Raw genomic sequence first — 14,960 nt, 5'->3', positions numbered from 1 at the left:
CCCCATCCCCGACAAGCGATCCACTATGCGCCAACTCTTTCTACGCTTTTATCTTACCGTGGTGGTCTGTTTTTTGGCGTCATCCTTTGTAATTGATGAGCTCTATCAAAACTTGTTTGAAAACAGCAATCAGCATTATCTATCGGATATTTTTAAAACCACCATTAGCGTGATTGAATCCAGCCTTGGCGATTTACCCCCTTCCATTTGGCACGATGAAGTTAAACGGCTTAAAAACAAACTACCGCTGCCAGTAGAAGTCGAAACCCTCAATACCTATACCCTCAGCAAAAGCAATCAGCTGGCCTTAATCAATGGCGATATTATTTTCTTAGAAAATCAAGACGTTTATCTACACCGCATCCCCCATACCGAGCTGATGGTGGTGCTAGGGCCGGTGCCTTATTTGCAACGGCTGAATAATTTTTCTTGGTCAGATATGGTGGCACTACTATTAATCTGTGCGGCGCTTGGTTTGCCTACTTGGCTATGGATGCGCCCACTTTGGCGAGATTTACAACATATGGCACGGCAAAGCCGCCAACTGGGTGAAGGCGATTTTAGCGTTCGAGTGACTCTGAATGAAAGCTCGACGCTGAATTCGCTTGGCGTCACTTTTAATCGCATGGCTCATGACGTAGAAGAACTGACCGCCAGCCGCAAGGCGCTAATTGACGCGGTATCACACGATCTGCGCACCCCTTTAGCTAGGCTGCGTTATCGTTTAGAAGCCATTAAGAGTGGCGCCTCTACCAGCGAGCAAATCATTGCCATAGAGCGCGATCTAGGCCAAATCGACGAGTTAATCGAAGAATGGCTCACCATGTCAACCTTAGATAAACCGCAACTTAATTTAGAAACCCAGCCGATTGAAATTTTACCGTGGCTACGGCGACAAATCAGCGAGTTTAGTAGCCAAAGCAGCTTCACTCCTGAGCTGATTAATTTACTTCCTGGACAAACACCTTACTTAGAAGCGGATAGTCATTACCTCACCCGCGCCTTAGCAAATTTAATGAGTAACTCTCGGCGTTATGGTGGCTCCCAAATTGCTCTGACCGTGCAATGGGAAAACGGCTGGGCACAATTGCATATTGATGATAATGGCCAAGGGATTCCCGAATTAGAACGCCAACGCCTGCTACAGCCATTTGAGCGCCTAGAAGTCAGCCGTAATCGCCAAACCGGCGGCTTTGGGCTTGGGCTCGCCATTGTTTCAATGATTATGCGTGGGCATGGAGGCTCGGCAGCCATTAGCGATGGCCCATTAGGTGGCGCACGCGTCACCCTCAGCTGGCCAACGCCATTAAAAGATGCAGGGCGCTCCGTGCAATAGCAGCAACGCATCCGATTTAGGCACTTCTTCAGCCTTAACCAGCCTAGCAGCCTGTCGGACTTAAGCGATCGTAGCGAGGGAAAGACCGGTTTGAGACAGATTTCGTGGGGTTTTGAGGCGAATAGCTGGCTATTCAACGAGAAAATACGTGAAATATGGCCAAATCCGGCTTTTCCGTAGTAGATCAGTCTTAAGTCCGACAGGCTGCTAGCGTACATAGCGTTACAGACTGCTACCAAGTGCTTATCGAACTTAAGCAAAGAAGTGTTGATAATCCATTCCATAGCACGACCAACCCAACAATCAATTCAGGATCTAAATCAAATGAACAAACTTCTTGCCGTATTGCTCGCTACAGTTTTTGCTTCCGCTACAACATTCAGCGTTGCTGCTGATGCATCTACTGTTAAGACAGTTAAAGTTGAAAAGCACGCTAAGAAAGCTGCTCCAGCAGCATCTACAGTTCAAAAGGCTCAAGCTAAGAAAGTAACTGCTTCTGCTGCATCTACAGTTCAAAAAGCACAATCTAAGAAAGCCGCTGCTTCTGCTGCTTCTACAGTACAAAAAGCTCAAGCTAAGAAAGTAGCTGCTTCTGCTGCTTCTACAGTACAAAAAGCTCAAGCTAAGAAAGCCGCCGCTTCTGCTGCTTCTACAGTACAAAAAGCGCAAGCTAAGAAAGCAGCCGCTTCTGCTGCTTCTACAGTACAAAAAGCGCAAGCTAAGAAAGCAGCTGCTTCTGCTGCTTCTACAGTACAAAAAGCTCAAGCTAAGAAAGCCGCTGCTTCTGCTGCTTCTGCAGTACAAAAAGCTCAAGCTAAGAAAGCCGCTGCTTCTGCTGCTTCTACAGTACAAAAAGCTCAAGCTAAGAAAGCCGCTGCTTCTGCTGCTTCTACAGTACAAAAAGCTCAAGCTAAGAAAGTAGCTGCTTCTGCTGCTTCTACAGTACAAAAAGCGCAAGCTAAGAAAGTAGCTGCTTCTGCTGCTTCTACAGTACAAAAAGCGCAAGCTAAGAAAGCAGCCGCTTCTGCTGCTGCTTCTGCAGTACAAAAAGTTCAAGCTAAGAAAGTTGCTGCTTCTGCCGCTTCTGCTGCTAAGTAATACCAAATTTTGTATCAAAAACGGGGACCTCGGTCCCCGTTTTTGTTTTTTTAAAAGAATGATTTGCATAAGTGAATGAACTAAATGCCATCAACTTATCCTAATCATTCTTCACCATCCTTTTGTGCCTGCACTAGCAGCCCCAAGCTACAATATTTAGCACGATCAAAACTTATAAATAAAATATGAAATACGCAATCCTTCTTCTTGCCCTCAGCTCTAGTGTCTTTGCCCAAACCAGTAAAGAAAACAAAATTTTGTTTTTTGGCCAAGATGATAGGGTATTTATTGCAGCCCCTTACGCACAGCCATTTTCAGCGATTGGCCAACTAGAAACCATCTCGGCAAGCACCTGCACTGCCACGCTGGTGGCGCCTGATTTAGCGATTACTGCCGCACATTGTTTCTTAATGGATGCAAAAAAGTTGGATGCAGGACGCTGGTTTAAAGCGGGATTTCATAAAGGTGAATATCAGGCGCGCTATCAAGTTGTTGCGCAATATTTTCACCCACGCTTTAAAAAGGGCTTAGTTTATAAAGGGGATGACGTTTATATTCAGGACTCCGCTGCGGCCTACGATATTGCATGGTTGAAGCTAAAATTAGTGGATGGCAAAGCGCCAGAGCCACTGCCGCTATTTAATGGCAAAAAAAATCAATTAAAAGCCCTTATTGCCAGCGCAAAATCGCGAGCCACACAGGCTGGCTTTGCAGAAGACCACGATACCGAGCTAACCGCACATAAAGACTGCAAAATTACCCGCTTACGCCCGAACAATACGATTTATCATCGTTGCGACACGCTGGCTGGTGACTCAGGCTCGCCAATCTGGCTAAATACCAGCAGCGGCCCGCAGATTATTGCGGTGCAAAGTTCTGCTCCAGACTGGTTTAATCGTAAAAAAGCCGACAACGTCGGTGTAACAGTCTTGCAACTACCGCCTAAACCCTGATAATTGCAGCTCAAGAGGCCCAAAGGTAGAAAAATGGATATCAAAGCTTATATGCAGCAAGTGGGCCGCCAAGCCCGCGCAGCCAGCAGACTAATGGCAAAAGCGGACACGCAGACCAAAAATCAGGCATTAAATGCCATTGCCGATGCCCTGCTGCGCGATGCAGATACGCTGCTCGCCGCAAATAAGCGCGATATGGATCAAGCACATGAGCTAGAGCCTGCCATGTTGGATCGCCTACTGATCACATCCCAAACAATTGAAAGCATGGCCGCTGGCCTGCGTCAGATCGCTAGCCTGCCAGACCCTGTAGGTGAAATGGGAGATTTCAAGTTTCGCCCATCTGGCATCCAGCTAGGCAAAATGCGTGTGCCTTTAGGTGTGATTGGTATTATTTACGAAGCCCGCCCTAATGTCACCGCAGATGCCGCTGGCCTTTGTATTAAATCTGGCAACGCCACTATTTTACGCGGTGGCCGCGAAGCATTTTATTGCAACCAAGCCATCGCCCTCTGTGTAAGCGAAGGACTAAAAATAGCCGGCCTACCCGCCACCGCCGTACAAATTATTGAAACACCCGATCGCGCAGCAGTGGGCGAGCTCATCACCATGTGTAAATTTGTAGATGTGATTGTGCCGCGTGGCGGCAAAAGCCTGACCGCCAGAATCGCCGCCGATGCCCGTGTGCCCGTCATCAAGCACTTAGACGGTATTTGCCACGTTTATATCGACGACGAAGCCGATCCGGTGAAAGCGATTGCCATTAGCGATAACGCAAAAACGCATCGTTACGGCACCTGCAATACCATGGAAACACTACTGGTGCACGAAACTGTCGCCGAACTGATTTTGCCACCGCTGGCCGCTATCTACGCCGCCAAAGGCGTGGAGCTGCGCGGCTGCGCCAAAACTCTTGCCGTACTGCCACATACTAATGCCGCCACGGAAGAAGACTGGGCTACAGAATACTTAGCGCCCATTTTAGCAATCAAGATTGTCAGCGATTTAGACGAAGCGATTGAGCATATCAATACTTGGGGCAGCCATCATACCGATGCGATTGTCACCGAAAACTACACAAAATCACGGCAGTTTTTGCGTGAAGTAGACTCATCCAGCGTGATGGTTAATGCCTCTACCCGCTTTGCTGATGGCTTTGAATATGGTTTAGGTGCAGAAATTGGCATCTCAACAGATAAAATCCATGCCCGTGGCCCAGTTGGACTTAATGGTTTAACCAGCGAAAAATGGATTGTATTTGGCAACGGCGAAATCCGTCGCTAATGCACGCATTAGGTATCTATGGTGGCACATTTAACCCTGTGCATTTTGGGCATCTGGCACTGGCCCGCTCACTGCGAGATACCTTTGCCTTAAGCGAAGTACGCCTGATTCCAACGGGTGTACCCCCACACCGACCCGCCCCCCAAGCCACGCCCACCCAGCGTTTGGAATGGCTCAATCTTGCTTTAGCCACTGAGCAAAACCTGATAAGTGACGATAGAGAAGTACGGGGTAAGGGTGTCAGTTATACCTTTGATACACTGACAGAGATACAACAAGAACAACCGCATAGCCTATTAGTCTGGCTGATCGGTGGCGATTCATTAGCCCATCTGCCAAGCTGGTATCGATGGCAAGAGTTGTTAGAAGTGGGGCATTTAGTAGTGGCCAACCGCCCCATGTTTAGTCAATTTCCTGAGCTCATCAGCAGTGAATTGGCCAAACGAAATGTACCAGCATCCCCGGAGAGCTTGGCTCGGGGTAAAATCAGCGTTTTACCACTCCCACTGCTGTCAGTATCTTCCACGCAATTACGTGAAAAACTGGCTCACGGTGAAGATGTAAGCGAACTTAGCCCAATTGCCGCAACTTTGCAGCAGTCGGGCGTCTACTCTAGAAGCACCTAGCACTGCTTTACAGTTTTAAATTTATTACTTTGGAAAAAGACAACAATGGCAATGAACGAATACACAATGCAAATGCGCGCAATTGCGATGACTGCACTAGAAGACATCAAGGGTAAAGATATTGTTGACCTTGACACCACTGAACTCACCGATCTATTTGACTGCATGATTGTGTGTACGGGTGACTCGAACCGCCAAGTTCGAGCCCTGGCTAATAATGTTGCCGTTGATTTGAAAGCAAAAGGCTATGACATCATGAGCACTGAAGGCCATGAATCAGGTGAGTGGGTCTTGGTTGATGCAGGCTCATTGGTGGTACACGTGATGTTACCGCCAGTACGCGATTACTACGATCTAGAACAGCTTTGGGGCGGTCAAAAACCAACATTTAGCCCATTAGGCAAACCTTGGAGTGCGGTGTAATAGCATTTTTCTTGCGGCCAAGATAAAAAAGGGAGGCTCTAACCACAGTTAGAGTCACTCTTACATCAAAGCAAGGACTCGCCTGAATGAGTATCTTAGTGCTCTGGCGTTACTATCGTGTCGCTCTGCGAACATTCGCAATTGGGCTCGTGATTACGGTCGGCTTGCAAATTTGGCTGAGTATTCAGCACAAACATTATGCGCAAACTCAGCTAGATCAACTGGCAATCAGCTACGCCGAACGAATTCAATATCAGCTAGAAGTAGAAAACTATATTCTACGCGGTTTACAAAGCGCCTTTATTGCCAATCCTAAACTCACAAATCAAGCCTTTACACAAATCTTAAAGCAGCAAAATATTCAAGGTCGCTTCCCTAATTTTGTTTCTATTCAGTTTATTCGTGAAGTTAAATCTAGCGATTTAAAAAGTTATACCCGCTCCCGCCAATTAGAAAACCCTAGTTTTTCAGTACAAACCACCAACCCTCGTCCCGCATACCAAATTATTGATTTTCTCTACCCCGATGGCCCAAGTACGCATAATCAAATTGGTTTGGACATCAGTAATCAAACACTCAATCTAATTGCGATTGAGTATTCGCGCGATCAGGGCAGAGCCGTTACATCGATAATCTCCCCCATCGAAGGTACTAAAAAATTCCCACTGGGCTTTATTATTAATTTACCTGTTTATATGCCTAATACTCTACTCAACAATCGAGTAGAGCGGCGGGCAGCATTTATTGGCTCTATTAATGCTTTTTTATCTGTAGAAAACATTATTACCTGGCTAGGCAAAGACCTAAATAAAAGTGTTCGGATACAATTACAAGACACAGGATCAACCTCCGGCCTTATTGACACAAAAAAAATCACCACTCTTTACCCCAAGATAGGCCAATTACAGCCCCAAGCGTTTAATGAGCTCAGTTCTCGCGCAATTATTCAATTCCCTGGTCGCCAATGGCGCATCAGCCTATTTGCCAGCCCAAACGCATTCCCACAACAGAATATATTTAAATATTTAATTTGGCTGATAGGTTTTATTTTATCCCTTTCTTTTACTGTTTTACTACAGCGTCAACGTAATAGTCATGAATCTGCATTAGATTTGGCCGAGCAGATCACCCAAGATTTACTCAAACATGAACAACATTTTCAACAAATGGCGCAATTAGCAGAACAATCTCGTGATCTGATTGTTAGCCGTGATCTGCAAGGCAATGTTATCTATGCAAATCAAGCTGCGAGGATCTATTTTGCCGATTATGCGCCTATTTTATTAGGCCAAAACAAGCCACTTTTACTCTCTGCTGAGCTTGCAATCAATACCATCCCCATTCAGCAAGAGTGCCAGCACCGCAATACGGATGGCGATATGCACTATTTTGAGCTCACCCTGTTTCCTCTTTATAATCGAGAGGGTCAGCACGAAGGCTCGGCAATGTTTGCACATGATATTAGCCAACATAAAGAGCTTATAGTTGAATTACAAAATAGCCGTGAGCGTTTTACTCATTTACTTGAACTAGCTGCTGATTGGCATTGGGAGCAGGACACTCACTTTCGCTTTACACAAATTTCTGCTCATTTTTTTAAAGCCCATCCAATTGATCAATCATTACTGCTTGGCCGCTGTAGCTGGGAGATAGGGGATGATCAATTATCTACAGAAGACTGGCGAGCACATAAAGCACAATTAGATAAACAGCAAAGTTTTAATGACTTTGTTTACAGCATAAAAATCAATCAACACCAAATAATGGTCAGTAACTCGGGACAAGCCTATTTTAATGAAAAAAATGAATTTCTAGGCTATCGTGGCGTGAGTAAAGAGATTCATAACAAAAATTAACATATCGCGTTGCAAGAGAAAATTGCTTCAATATTAAATAGCATGGCTGATGGCGTAATTACATTAACATTAACGGGTGAGATTGAATATATGAATCCAGCTGCGGCTCATATCCTTAATTGCCACCCTAAGACCGTATTAGGCAAGCATATTGATCGTATTTATCGTGTTGTTACTTCAGAAGAACACAGCCCATTAGTATCACTGCCCCATCTTGCACTTAGCGCCACAGAAACACCCCCTCCTCCCAGAGAGGTATTCTTATTTAATGCGCACAGCAAATCTACGCTCATTCAAGAGTCGGCGATGCATTTAAAAAACAGTAAGGCGAACATTAGGGCGACTTTCATCCGCATGCTCGTAACAAGCCACGTCAACAGATGTAACACTCCATTTGGCACAAAAAAATTATTGTTATATAACAAATAGTTAAACAAAAAAACCATGAAGATGGCGTTTAGTGCCATATTTTTAAGAGTGGTATTGTTGATTTAGTCGCGATAAAAGCTTACACAGATCAGCTACTGCGGCCAACCCTGAGGAGAATCACTACATGAATGCATTTGCTCGAAGCGCCATCATGGCCGCATTACTTGCTGCAGGCACCGCACAAGCAGGCATCTTGACGATTGAATCTTGGCGTGTGGATGATAAAGCACTATGGGAAGAGGTCTTGCTGCCCGCCTTCAATAAAAAATTCCCAGCAATTCAAGTGAAGTTTTCCCCAACCACCCCTACCGAATACGACTCCAGCCTAACAACGCGCCTAGCCAATGGCACTGCAGGTGATCTGATTACTTGCCGCCCTTTTGATGTGTCGCTCGCCAATTATAAAAAAGGTAGCTTAGATAAGCTAGACGGCAAGGCTGGCATGGAAAACTTCCCTGCTTCAGCCAAAGTAGCGTGGCAAACCGATAATGCTAAAGACGCATTTTGTATGCCTATGGCTTCAGTGATTCATGGCTTCTTCTACAACAAAAAGATTTTTAAAGAATTAGGCATTAACCCGCCCAAAACTATGGATGAATTCTTAAAGGTGAGCGAAGCCATTAAAAAAAGCGGCAAATACACCCCTATCGCCCTCGGTACAGCGGATCAGTGGGAATCTAATCAAATTGTCTTTACCAGCGTGGGTGCCCCTTACTGGAAAGGCGAAGCAGGCCGCAAAGCACTGATCTCCGGCAAAGCCAAATTTACGGATCCGCAATTTGTAGCCGCTTGGGATGCAATGAGCAAATGGACGCCTTATCTATCTAAAGACGCTTCTGCTCAAACCTATTCAGACAGCCAAAATCTATTTGCCATGGGTAAAGCCGCCATCTACCCAACTGGCTCATGGGATATCGCTTACTTCAATAAAGAAGCCAATTTTGAATTTGGCGCATTCCCACCCCCTGTTGCTAAAGCCGGTGACAAGTGCGAGATCTCTGACCATACCGATATCGGCATGGGCATAAACAGCAAATCCAAGAACAAAGAAGACGCTTACAAATTCTTGTCTTGGTTAGCTTCGCAAGAATTTGCAGACCTTTACACCAATAAGGTCACTGGCTTCTTTAGCCTATCTAACCACCTAATCACGGTTAAAGACCCAGTGGCTAAACAAATGCTGGAATGGCGTAAGAGCTGCGGCTCAACGATTCGCCTGAACGCGCAAGTACTTAACCGTGGTGAGCCTTCAATGGAAAACCAACTGTGGAGTATAAACAGCCAAGTATTGAGCGGCAAACTCGCACCAAAAGAAGCCGCCGCCCAAGTACAAGCGGGCTTTGCTAAATGGTACAAACCACAACAGAAATAATACAGTGGGGGCATGGCATGTTGTGCCAGTATCAAGACTTTGTTTTCCCTCTTCACACTCGACTGTGAATCTTGGTCGGCGGCGGCATCGCTGCCGACATTTTTTTAGATACACGTCATGCAACGTCATTTCCCTTGGCATATCGTGGTGTTCCTTGCCCCCGCCATGCTGATCTATTCCCTATTTCGCGCCATACCCTTACTCGATACCTTACGCCTCGGCTTTTTCAAGACCAGTGAAACCGGCCACCAAACTAGCAGGGAAGATGCAAAAGTAGGCGCAAACCCACAAAAAGGAGGTTCCTACACCATTTACCCTGCGAGTTTGCGATATCCCAATTAATGCTCAATAACGAGCTTTGGTCGAAGCTAGAAAAGACTCTGCTTCAACATGCCATTTACAACAAGCCTGATTCACGAATTACCGTCGAAGGAATGTTCTACCGCATGCGCGTCGGCGGCCGGAAAATGGCTCAATATTTTCAAAGCCTTACTGGTCGATCCTGACTTCGAGTGAGTGTTCATCAACGGGAGTTATACAAAGGCTCATCAGCACAGCGCGGGTGCAGCCAGCGATCATCAGAAACCATCGGCAAAGCCACGCTGTGAATACCAGCAAAATTCACTTAGTGGTGGATGCTTATGGTTTACCAATCGCATTTGAAATAACTGGCGGCGAAACCCACGATTTGTACTGCTGCTCCTCAGTTAATCGCCCAATTGCCTTCAGCCGAAGTGATCATCGCAAACAAGGGGGATGACAGCGAGTCCATCAGGCCGCAGATTGAGACACAGGGTGAGCGGTCAGTGATTACCAGAAAACGTCATTCAATCAAAGGGAGGGCTGATCTGGATCGATGACTGTATTGCTACCGACATTAGGTCGAGAATGCCTTTGCTCGACTGAAACATGATCGAACTGAGGCATTCCGACACGACAAATTAAAACTAAATTACGAAAGTGCTACCACCATGACATGTGCATTTTTATGATTGCCAAAAATGAACTTGATCGAGGCCGCGGTGCTGCAGACATCCAGCCTGAATGTAGAAATCAAGTTGGGTCTTGTAATAAATCCAAAGGCAACAAGCCTTCCGCGACTACTTCATCCAATGCGGCCACCACCTGTGGATCGAACTGAGTGCCAGAACGCTCACGGATATAAGCCATTGTCTCTTCTAAAGGCCAAGGCTCTTTATACGGGCGTTTATGCAATAAGGCATCAAACACATCCACTAAAGCAACAATGCGGGCCGAAAGCGGAATATCGTACTCTTTAGACCCCAAAGGGTAGCCATTACCATCAAAATGCTCATGATGGCCTGCCGCTATTTCTGCACCTAAAGACAAGTACGTTGTTCCTTCTACCAACGCTACCGTTCTAGCTAAAATCTGCGCTCCCATCGGCGCGTGCTGATTCATGATCTCGCGCTCTTCTGGAGTCAGGCGGCCAGGTTTAAATAAGATATGGTCTGGCGTACCCACCTTACCCACATCGTGCAAAATGCTCGCCATTCCCACCATTTCCATAAATGCATTATCCATTTCATCTGGAAAAGCATTCTTAGTTTTTAAACGGCCTGCAATTGCATCAGTTAGCTTTTGCACTCGCAATACATGATCCCCCGTGGTTTGATCCCGAAACTCGCCCAAATCGGCTAAAGCCATTACAGTGGCCTCTTGCGAACGGCGTAATTGCTGATAAAGATAAAGATTATCCATTGCAGCAGAGATGCGTTCACAGAAAATATCTAATAGATTTCTGTCCACCATTTCTAATGGCCAAGGCGGAGAAAAATGCACCACAAAATCATAACTATTGCGGCCAGCAATATATAAAATTTCATAGGGATGATGAGATTGGCTACTTTTTGTTTTTAGTGCGGTATTTAGAGCTAATAATAAATGGCTATCATCAGGTAAAACATCGCCATCTAATAGCAAGCTAAACGGGCCAGTTGCAGCAAGAATCTCTAAACAGTGCAGATCGCTTTTAGACTGAGCACATAACATGCCATCTTCGCCTAAATTTAGAATTGCACCAATTTGCTTTAAAATACCAGAGGCAAATTCTTTTAATGAATGCAATTGATAAAGATTGGTTGCGCCCTCTAATATTTTTGCTAAACCTTGACTACTTTTTTCTAAGGCATGCAGACTTTCAAAGCTGCGCAAAGAAGCAATAACAGTGGTAAATATTTTATTGGCAACAAGCTCTGTTTTAGTTTTGTAATCATTAATATCGTATTCAAGCACCACCTGCTGCTCTGGCGCATGCCCAGGCTGCCCCGTACGCAACACGATACGCACTAATTGATTACCCAGCTCATCTCGAATGCGTTTAACTAAACACAGGCCCGCATCATCGGTTTCCATCACTACATCAAGTATCGCCAAAGCAATATCTGGATTTTCCGCCAACACCTCAAAGCCTTGCTGACCAGAATAGGCATGTAAAATTTCTAACCCACGGCCTTTGTATACAATGTTTTTTAATGCCAAGACAGTGGCCCGATGCACATCTGGCTCATCATCTACAATCAGCAGTCTCCAAGGCTGACGCACGATTAGCCCTGAGGTTAACGAATCATCCTCGTCATCCTCTAGCATCCAATCTTCATTTTGATCTAGTGCCATTAATGTATTCCTAGTCCAAACAAATGCTTCTCAGCGGCACCCCGCAAGTGACATCCTATTTTTCATTTAAGAATAGAAGGCTTAACAAGCATTGCCAAGCCATGATCACGCATATCAAGCCTTGCTGTGAAATAAATCCCCCTATAAATTGCTTTTCTAGCTAAATAATTCCTTGCAGATTAGCTTTCTCATCCAGTAAAAAATAGAATATTTGCCCATCGCACCTTCGGTATTTATTACGCCCATAGGCATTTAGTATTCAAAATAAGCTTTGCTTAAGTAGCTGATCGTCAGCGGCTAATTGCGATTACAATAGAGGCTAAATTCACACCGAGTATCCATTATGGCCGTTCACCACCTACTCTCATCCCGTTTTGCCGCTGCACTGGCCAAAGTTGGCGCACCAGATGCCACTCCAAACATTCAAATGGCATCAAAGCCTGAGTTTGGCGATTATCAAGCTAATGGCATTATGGGGGCGGCCAAAGCACTTAAAATGAATCCACGCCAGCTCGCGGAGCAAGTTGTGGCCTGCGTTGATCTAGCAGGTATCGTGGATAAGCTTGAAATTGCTGGCCCTGGCTTTATTAATATCACTTTAAGTAATCACTACTTAACCAAGACGCTAGCGGAGCAACACGCGGATGCAAAATTAGGCACCGGCGTCGCCCTAGCTGAAACAGTTGTGATCGATTATTCCTCACCGAATCTCGCCAAAGAGATGCATGTGGGCCATTTGCGCTCCAGCATTATTGGCGATTCGCTAACTCGTATTTACGGCTATCTGGGCCATAAAGTAATCCGCCAAAACCATGTAGGCGATTGGGGCACGCAATTTGGCATGCTGACTGCCTATATGCTAGACAACGAAAATCAAAATTCGGAATTAGCGCTGGGCGACTTGGAAGGCTTTTACCGCGCTGCCAAAGTGCGCTTTGATGCAGACCCTGCTTTTGCTGATTTATCCCGCGAATATGTCGTGAAGCTGCAATCGGGCGACGCACAAGTGCGCGCGCTATGGCAACGCTTCCTGAATATTTCAATGAAGCATTGCGAAGATATTTACCAAAAACTAGGCCTCTTGCTGACCCGCGATGATGTAAAAGGCGAATCATCTTATAACGATGATTTACCCGTCGTGATTGATAATCTGCGTGCCCAAGGTTTACTCACCGAGAGCCAGGGCGCGCAAGTGGTGTTCCTTGAAGAGTTTCGCAATAAAGACGGCGATGCAGCCGCCTTTATTGTACAAAAACAAGGTGGTGGTTTTCTTTATTCCACATCCGATTTAGCCACGGCCCGCTATCGCACTGGCGTGCTGGGTGCAAGCCGTATTTTGTATGTAGTCGACGCCCGTCAGGGCCTGCACTTTCAGCAGCTGTTTACCGTGGCCCGCAAAGCAGGCTTTGTGCCAGCCGACACTCACCTAGAACACGTCGCCTTTGGCACCATGATGGGCGACGATGGCAAACCATTCAAAACACGCAGTGGTGAGCTGATTAAGCTAGTGGATTTACTCTCCGAAGCGGAAAGCCGTGCCTTTGATTTGGTCAGCAGCAAAAATCCAACGATGGACGAAGCCACCCGCCACCATATCGCCCACGCGGTAGGCATTGCGGCGGTGAAATACTCGGATCTATCCAAGCACCGCACCAGTGATTATGTGTTCGACTGGAATAGCATGCTTAGCTTTGAAGGCAATACCGCACCGTATCTGCAATACGCCTACACTCGTATCGCCAGCATTTTCCGTCAGGCGGGTGATGTAGACGCCAATGCCAAAATCGAGCTGATCGAGCCAGCCGAGCACGCGCTCGCGCTCACCCTAATACAGTTCCCAGATACGCTACAACAAGCGGCAAACGACACTTGCCCACATATTTTATGTAGCTATCTTTACCAACTGGCCACCCGCTTCTCGCGCTTTTATGACGCCTGCCCAGTGCTTAAAGCCGAAGGTGAGATTCGCAGCAGCCGTTTAGCCCTTTGCCAAGCCGCCGCAAAAACCATGCAAACGGGTTTAGATTTATTGGGAATTGAAGTGCTGCAAGAGATGTAAAATCTCTATTTCTAAGCCCGTAAAATATAAACGCCATTTTAGAATGAAGTGGCGTTTATATTTATTCCAATGCAATATTGCAAGCCTAATTAAGCAATTCATCACAAAAAATATTCCCGCCAATACGCGGAAATATTTACGGCTTAGTGATAAAAGTTGATGCTAGTATTCGCATCCAGTTTGTAATGAAATTCCCATTGCATAAGTAGTTTTACTTACATCATGATTTATCTCTTTTAATATTCCTTTGTAGAAAAATAAATGAAAAAAAATATTCTTGCTTCCTTAGTTTTATCCACTTTGATTGCTTCACCAGTATTTGCTGAAGGCTTTTACATTGGTGCAGACTTAGGTAGCAGTAACATGTCCGCAGATATCAACGATCAAAACTTCAACAAAAACAACGCTGCCTGGGGTATTAACGGTGGTTATAAGTTTTCTCCATATCTGGCGGCTGAATTAGGTTACCGTGATTTTGGTAAAGCTGAAGAAAATTACTTTATTGCTAGTGCATCTATTAAAGCAAAAGCAGTACAAGCATCCGTATTAGCTTCGTATCCATTCAACGATGCATTTAGCGTATTTGGCCGTCTAGGTGTTGCAAGCATTAAAACAACTGCAAAAGCAGAATCTCGCATCTTCGGCTACTCTAAGTCTAAAGAAGAAACTCAAACCAAAGCATTATTTGGTATTGGCGCTCAATACGCATTCAATAAAAACTTTAGCTTGCGTGCAGAATACAATCAATATGCAAAAATTGAAGATTTGAAATTATCAACATTCACTGTTGGTGCAAACTACAGTTTCTAAAAATAGATTAATTTATTTTTAGCAAAAAAAAAGCGCATTCTAATATGGAATGCGCTTTTTTATGCTCAAAAAACAAG

The 14,960-nt window shown here is 45.4% G+C and carries 13 protein-coding genes and 1 pseudogene; 13 read left to right on the top strand and 1 reads right to left on the bottom strand.

Annotation, left to right across the window (positions count from 1 at the left end):
- The first annotated feature begins 25 nt into the window (after positions 1 to 25).
- The 11 genes and pseudogenes from C1H71_RS10680 to C1H71_RS10630 all read left to right on the top strand — a co-directional run bounded on the left by C1H71_RS10680 (position 26) and on the right by C1H71_RS10630 (position 10,369).
- Positions 26 to 1,336 carry an ATP-binding protein gene (locus tag C1H71_RS10680; protein WP_130106538.1) on the top strand — a complete coding sequence of 437 codons (1,311 nt, stop codon included), beginning with the start codon at positions 26 to 28 and terminating at the stop codon, positions 1,334 to 1,336.
- 324 nt (positions 1,337 to 1,660) lie between these two features.
- Positions 1,661 to 2,434 (top strand): histone, encoded by a 774-nt coding sequence (locus C1H71_RS10675; RefSeq protein WP_130106537.1) that lies wholly within the window; start codon positions 1,661 to 1,663, stop codon positions 2,432 to 2,434.
- Between the two features lie 185 nt (positions 2,435 to 2,619).
- Positions 2,620 to 3,387, top strand: a complete 768-nt coding sequence (locus C1H71_RS10670) for a trypsin-like serine peptidase (RefSeq protein WP_130106536.1) — start codon at positions 2,620 to 2,622, stop codon at positions 3,385 to 3,387.
- A gap of 33 nt (positions 3,388 to 3,420) precedes the next feature.
- On the top strand, positions 3,421 to 4,671 hold the full coding sequence (locus tag C1H71_RS10665) for a glutamate-5-semialdehyde dehydrogenase (RefSeq protein ID WP_130106535.1): 1,251 nt from the start codon (positions 3,421 to 3,423) through the stop codon (positions 4,669 to 4,671).
- The gene (nadD, locus tag C1H71_RS10660; protein WP_188053200.1) at positions 4,671 to 5,297 is read left to right on the top strand and encodes a nicotinate-nucleotide adenylyltransferase; all 627 of its coding nucleotides are present in this window, start codon (positions 4,671 to 4,673) and stop codon (positions 5,295 to 5,297) included. The genes C1H71_RS10665 and nadD overlap by 1 nt, the downstream gene beginning before the upstream one ends.
- A gap of 51 nt (positions 5,298 to 5,348) precedes the next feature.
- Positions 5,349 to 5,720 (top strand): ribosome silencing factor, encoded by a 372-nt coding sequence (gene rsfS / locus C1H71_RS10655; protein WP_374704435.1) that lies wholly within the window; start codon positions 5,349 to 5,351, stop codon positions 5,718 to 5,720.
- A gap of 86 nt (positions 5,721 to 5,806) precedes the next feature.
- Positions 5,807 to 7,576, top strand: a complete 1,770-nt coding sequence (locus C1H71_RS10650) for a CHASE domain-containing protein (protein ID WP_130106532.1) — start codon at positions 5,807 to 5,809, stop codon at positions 7,574 to 7,576.
- Positions 7,577 to 7,585: 9 nt separating this feature from the next.
- A complete protein-coding gene (locus C1H71_RS10645) occupies positions 7,586 to 8,005 on the top strand; it encodes a PAS domain-containing protein (protein ID WP_130106531.1) in 420 nt (139 codons plus the stop codon).
- Positions 8,006 to 8,129: 124 nt separating this feature from the next.
- Entirely contained in the window at positions 8,130 to 9,377 is a 1,248-nt protein-coding gene (locus tag C1H71_RS10640; protein WP_130106530.1) for an ABC transporter substrate-binding protein, read from the top strand.
- A 117-nt stretch (positions 9,378 to 9,494) separates the two neighbouring features.
- The gene (locus C1H71_RS20660) at positions 9,495 to 9,719 is read left to right on the top strand and encodes a hypothetical protein (RefSeq protein WP_188053198.1); all 225 of its coding nucleotides are present in this window, start codon (positions 9,495 to 9,497) and stop codon (positions 9,717 to 9,719) included.
- A pseudogene (locus C1H71_RS10630) lies at positions 9,707 to 10,369 on the top strand (IS5 family transposase). Before C1H71_RS20660 ends, C1H71_RS10630 begins: the two are co-directional and overlap by 13 nt.
- 61 nt (positions 10,370 to 10,430) lie before the next feature.
- On the opposite strand, the gene C1H71_RS10625 reads toward C1H71_RS10630, so the two are convergent.
- Positions 10,431 to 12,014 (bottom strand): response regulator, encoded by a 1,584-nt coding sequence (locus C1H71_RS10625; protein WP_130106529.1) that lies wholly within the window; start codon positions 12,012 to 12,014, stop codon positions 10,431 to 10,433.
- A gap of 343 nt (positions 12,015 to 12,357) precedes the next feature.
- On the opposite strand from C1H71_RS10625, the gene argS reads away from it, so the two are divergent.
- Both argS and C1H71_RS10615 read left to right on the top strand, forming a co-directional pair.
- Positions 12,358 to 14,073: an arginine--tRNA ligase gene (gene argS, locus C1H71_RS10620; protein WP_130106528.1), complete on the top strand. Its 1,716-nt coding sequence runs from the start codon at positions 12,358 to 12,360 to the stop codon at positions 14,071 to 14,073.
- Positions 14,074 to 14,334: 261 nt separating this feature from the next.
- Positions 14,335 to 14,883 (top strand): porin, encoded by a 549-nt coding sequence (locus tag C1H71_RS10615; protein ID WP_130106527.1) that lies wholly within the window; start codon positions 14,335 to 14,337, stop codon positions 14,881 to 14,883.
- Positions 14,884 to 14,960 lie beyond the last annotated feature (77 nt).

The organism is Iodobacter fluviatilis (genome assembly GCF_004194535.1).
Lineage (GTDB): Bacteria > Pseudomonadota > Gammaproteobacteria > Burkholderiales > Chitinibacteraceae > Iodobacter > Iodobacter fluviatilis_A.
Note: the sequence above shows the minus strand (reverse complement) of the source record. Positions and strands in the feature narration are given on the sequence as shown.

Bases quoted from the DNA above. Each gene is read 5' to 3' on its own strand.
- C1H71_RS10665 (WP_130106535.1), top strand. From the start codon at position 3,421: ATGGATATCAAAGCTTATATGCAGCAAGTGGGCCGCCAAGCCCGCGCA.
- C1H71_RS20660 (WP_188053198.1), top strand. From the start codon at position 9,495: ATGCAACGTCATTTCCCTTGGCATATCGTGGTGTTCCTTGCCCCCGCC.
- argS (WP_130106528.1), top strand. From the start codon at position 12,358: ATGGCCGTTCACCACCTACTCTCATCCCGTTTTGCCGCTGCACTGGCC.
- rsfS (WP_374704435.1), top strand. From the start codon at position 5,349: ATGAACGAATACACAATGCAAATGCGCGCAATTGCGATGACTGCACTA.
- C1H71_RS10640 (WP_130106530.1), top strand. From the start codon at position 8,130: ATGAATGCATTTGCTCGAAGCGCCATCATGGCCGCATTACTTGCTGCA.
- C1H71_RS10670 (WP_130106536.1), top strand. From the start codon at position 2,620: ATGAAATACGCAATCCTTCTTCTTGCCCTCAGCTCTAGTGTCTTTGCC.
- C1H71_RS10675 (WP_130106537.1), top strand. From the start codon at position 1,661: ATGAACAAACTTCTTGCCGTATTGCTCGCTACAGTTTTTGCTTCCGCT.
- C1H71_RS10650 (WP_130106532.1), top strand. From the start codon at position 5,807: ATGAGTATCTTAGTGCTCTGGCGTTACTATCGTGTCGCTCTGCGAACA.
- C1H71_RS10615 (WP_130106527.1), top strand. From the start codon at position 14,335: ATGAAAAAAAATATTCTTGCTTCCTTAGTTTTATCCACTTTGATTGCT.
- C1H71_RS10680 (WP_130106538.1), top strand. From the start codon at position 26: ATGCGCCAACTCTTTCTACGCTTTTATCTTACCGTGGTGGTCTGTTTT.
- nadD (WP_188053200.1), top strand. From the start codon at position 4,671: ATGCACGCATTAGGTATCTATGGTGGCACATTTAACCCTGTGCATTTT.
- C1H71_RS10625 (WP_130106529.1), bottom strand. From the start codon at position 12,014: ATGGCACTAGATCAAAATGAAGATTGGATGCTAGAGGATGACGAGGAT.